The 3,360-nt window shown below is 44.1% G+C and carries 5 protein-coding genes and 1 pseudogene; 2 read left to right on the top strand and 4 right to left on the bottom strand.

Annotation, left to right across the window (positions count from 1 at the left end; all coding sequences use genetic code 11):
* A pseudogene (locus tag GBV73_RS10800) lies at positions 1-230 on the bottom strand (IS982 family transposase); the annotation flags it as partial.
* A gap of 231 nt (positions 231-461) precedes the next feature.
* Here GBV73_RS10800 and GBV73_RS11495 point away from each other — a divergent pair.
* Complete coding sequence (locus GBV73_RS11495; RefSeq protein ID WP_256371128.1) at positions 462-596, top strand: hypothetical protein; 135 nt, start codon at positions 462-464, stop codon at positions 594-596.
* Positions 597-600: 4 nt separating this feature from the next.
* Here the strand turns inward: GBV73_RS11495 and hmgA are convergent, their stop codons facing one another.
* The 3 genes from hmgA to GBV73_RS10780 all read right to left on the bottom strand — a co-directional run bounded on the left by hmgA (position 601) and on the right by GBV73_RS10780 (position 2,946).
* Entirely contained in the window at positions 601-1,824 is a 1,224-nt protein-coding gene (gene hmgA, locus GBV73_RS10790; protein WP_152881287.1) for a hydroxymethylglutaryl-CoA reductase (NADPH), read from the bottom strand.
* Positions 1,825-1,846: 22 nt separating this feature from the next.
* Positions 1,847-2,605: a MinD/ParA family protein gene (locus tag GBV73_RS10785; protein ID WP_152881285.1), complete on the bottom strand. Its 759-nt coding sequence runs from the start codon at positions 2,603-2,605 to the stop codon at positions 1,847-1,849.
* 134 nt (positions 2,606-2,739) lie between these two features.
* The gene (locus GBV73_RS10780) at positions 2,740-2,946 is read right to left on the bottom strand and encodes a TRAM domain-containing protein (protein WP_152881289.1); all 207 of its coding nucleotides are present in this window, start codon (positions 2,944-2,946) and stop codon (positions 2,740-2,742) included.
* A gap of 106 nt (positions 2,947-3,052) precedes the next feature.
* On the opposite strand from GBV73_RS10780, the gene GBV73_RS10775 reads away from it, so the two are divergent.
* On the top strand, positions 3,053-3,360 hold a 308-nt coding region (locus GBV73_RS10775), incomplete at its 3' end, for a hypothetical protein (RefSeq protein ID WP_152878962.1).

Raw genomic sequence — 3,360 nt, 5'->3', positions numbered from 1 at the left:
GTTAGTTTGTTGTACCTGATTTTGGGGAACAGCTTCATTTCTTCGATTAGGACTCTGTAAGCGTGCTTGTAAACTCCGTTAAAGTGCAAGTGTGCTAGTATTGCGAAGGTTATTAGGTCGTAGAGGCTGATTATTTCCCTGTGAGTGTTTTTCGGGTAGTGTTTGCTGATTATCGGGTAGATTTCGGATTTTATGATCAGGATTTCCCTCTGAAAACTCAATACAACCACCAATCAATCAAAAGACTTAAGTGCTTATAACTCTAACGATCTAATGGGAACTAGGGTCTCCTTAAGCTCATATGCGAAGGCAAAATAGACCCAAAGAAGCGCAGGAGATTCTCCATGATGACCTTTTTGGTCTCTATGGTGGGAGGTGTTGTTACATCTGCGTTCTTCGAGCCTAAAAGTTATTGGGACTTCTTGCTCTCCTCAGTTCTGATTGCAATAGTGGTGTTTCTGATGGCATTCCTGATGGGGCAACCATTCCTGCTTTTGCAATTTAGAGGAGTTAGATTAGTAGAGAAGAAAAAGAAGACTAAAATCACAAAGATAAGCTTCCCGCCATCAGCTTTAGAATTTTTAGAAAAGAAATAAAACCTCAACGTCCAAGCTCTTTGTGCGCCTTTGCAAGGTGTTTTGCCGCTATAGCTGCCAACAAAGAGAGTTCTCCCGCTAATACTGCACCTGCAACAATCTCCGCAAACTTCTTTGCATTTGTTCCTGCTGGCTCTCCACCGCCAGCAACGCCCATGATGCTTAATGCTTCCCTCTGCGTAGCTACTCTCGTTCCTCCCCCCACTGTTCCGATTTCGAGGCTCGGCATCGTTACGCTTATGTATAAATCTCCCTCGGGAGTTACTTCTGCAAGGGTTATTCCATGGGAGCCTTCAGTTATCTGGGCTTCATCCTGGCCGGTTGCAAGGAATATTGCTCCTACAATGTTCGCAAAGTGGGCGTTAAAGCCGTAGCTTCCGGCCTGGGCTGAACCTACGAGGTTTTTCCTGTAGTTGACCTCTGCTATGAGCTCGGGTGTTGTTTTGAGCTTTTTCTCCACAATTTCCCTCGGGATAATTGCCTCGGCTATAATAGTCTTTCCTCTGCCGTTGATGAAGTTCATTGCGTTGGGCTTCTTATCAACGCAGAGGTTTCCAGAAAGGGCTAAATATTTAACATCCGGGAAGTGCTCTTCGATAACCTTCATGATCTCTTCACTCGCTATCGTGACCATGTTCATGCCCATGGCATCGCCCGTCTCGAACTCAAAGCGCAGGTAGAGGTTGTTGCCTACGATGTAGGGCTTAACTCCCCTAAGTTTTCCGTGTTTGGTCACTTTGGAAACCGCCTTTTCTTGCAGGTATTCGAGGTTTTCTTCGACCCATCTGGCGACCTCTCTCGCCCTCCTTGCATCGGTGCATTTTAAAAGGGGCGCCCTTGTCATTTTGTCGTCGATTATGGTTGTTTTCACGCCACCTGCAGCAGTTAAAGCTGAGCACCCTCTATTAACGCTTGCAACTAGGGCCCCTTCGGTTGTTGCTAGGGGGATGTAGAACTCCCCTTTGGCGTATTCTCCATTTATCTTCAACGGCCCGGCGACTCCCATAGGTATTTGGACGACGCCGATCATGTTTTCAATGTTCTTTCCTATGACCTGGTTTGGGTCGATGGAATAGTACCCGATGTTTTCAAGGCTTATCCCAAGCTTTTTCTCGAGGGCCTTCCTTCTTACATCTGTTGCAAGCTTTTTGTCCCCGGTGTATTTTTCCACCTCGTGGAGCTTAATTTCTCCACTGGCCACTTTTTCAATAAGTTCTTCCAAGTTCATCTTCCTACCCCCAAAAGAGATTTCAGATCTTTTTAACCTTCCTAAATATCCATTCCTCTAATATCTCTCCGGCCTCATAAAACGCTATAGCCGCATCGCTTCTTGGTTTATATGCAAGTACTGGGATCCCCACGTTTATGGATTCCGGAACATACTCATCAAATGGTATTACCCCAACAACCGGCAGGCCAACGTTTTCAGTAATCTCGTCTATTATGTGGTCTATAACATCCTCCGATTCCCTAACCTTGTTTAGCACTACCCCAATCTTTAACCCATATTCCTCGCCTATTGCCTTAAGCTTGTTAATCTCATTCTCCACCATTGTTTCAAAGGAATAAATCGGTGACCTCTCAACTTCAACAACTATTATTTGATAATCTGCAACTTCAAAAGTCGGAAGGGTGTCAAAGGGAATTCCCGTTGGAGAATCAACAAAAACTATTGGGAACTTGTATCTCATTTGTTCTACGATATCTCTCAATCTTTTGGGGGATATACCTACCACATCCTGCAACCTGGTGCTACCCGGCATCACGTTAACTCCCGTCTTTTCATGTCTATAAATCGCCCACTCGGGATCAATATCAGGGTTTTTGAGAAGGGAATGGACAGTATAGTTGACATTATCCAAAGCAAAGTGAAAGCCAAGATTGGGCAAGAATAGGTCACCATCTATAGCTAAAGTTCTATACTCCTTTTGAGCAAAATACACGCTTAGATTTGCAGTGGTCGTGGTTTTACCAGCTCCCCCTCTCCCGGTAACGATTATAACCGGCATTACTCACACTTCCTTGATAGGCGAGTCTTTAAAGCAGTGACAAAGTCGCTAAATTATTGCAGTGATAGACACACTACTTCTATTACAAAATGAAATATAAGATTTTCGTATAAAAGGGGAAGAAAGGAAAATAATCAACCAATAATTTCTCCGAATGCAAACTTCTGTTTCACGGAATTTATGACAATCTCCACTTCGTCCCCCACTTTCGTGTTGGGGACAAAAATCACAAAGCCTTTAACCCTTGCTATTCCGTCTCCACCTTTTCCGAGGGCTTCTATCTTTACCTTATACCTTTCTCCAACCTTAACTGGGGGCAGTCTTGAACCCCCTCTTTCCATCCTTTTCTTTCCAAATTTCCTATCCTCCAATTCAGACACCACCAGCAAGTATCTGCAATCCCAATTGTGATGATGGAGGTATTTAAAATTTTTGGTGGTTTCGGGCGTGTTTATAGTAACCTTTATTAGGGTTTTTGCTGAATTCTTTCGGGTGGTTGTCGTGATCCCCAGATGGGATCACAGACTCAAAGACCCTGAAAGCGTGGCATTCGCAATTCTTGACGTTTTAGCAGACTTCGAATCAGAAGGAAAGCTGAAGAACCTGCCAAAATCCAAAAAATTTCCAGTAAAAACAATACTGGCAATACTCCTCTTTAAACAATACTACAACCTACCTCTCAGAGACGCCCAGCACTACGGCAGAAAATTCTTCGGAGCAAACATTCACTACTCAACCCTCCACAACTGGGAGAA

Origin of the sequence: Thermococcus sp. 101 C5 (assembly GCF_009372125.1) — an archaeon.
GTDB classification, from domain to species: Archaea; Methanobacteriota_B; Thermococci; order Thermococcales; family Thermococcaceae; genus Thermococcus_A; species Thermococcus_A bergensis.
Note: the sequence above shows the minus strand (reverse complement) of the source record. Positions and strands in the feature narration are given on the sequence as shown.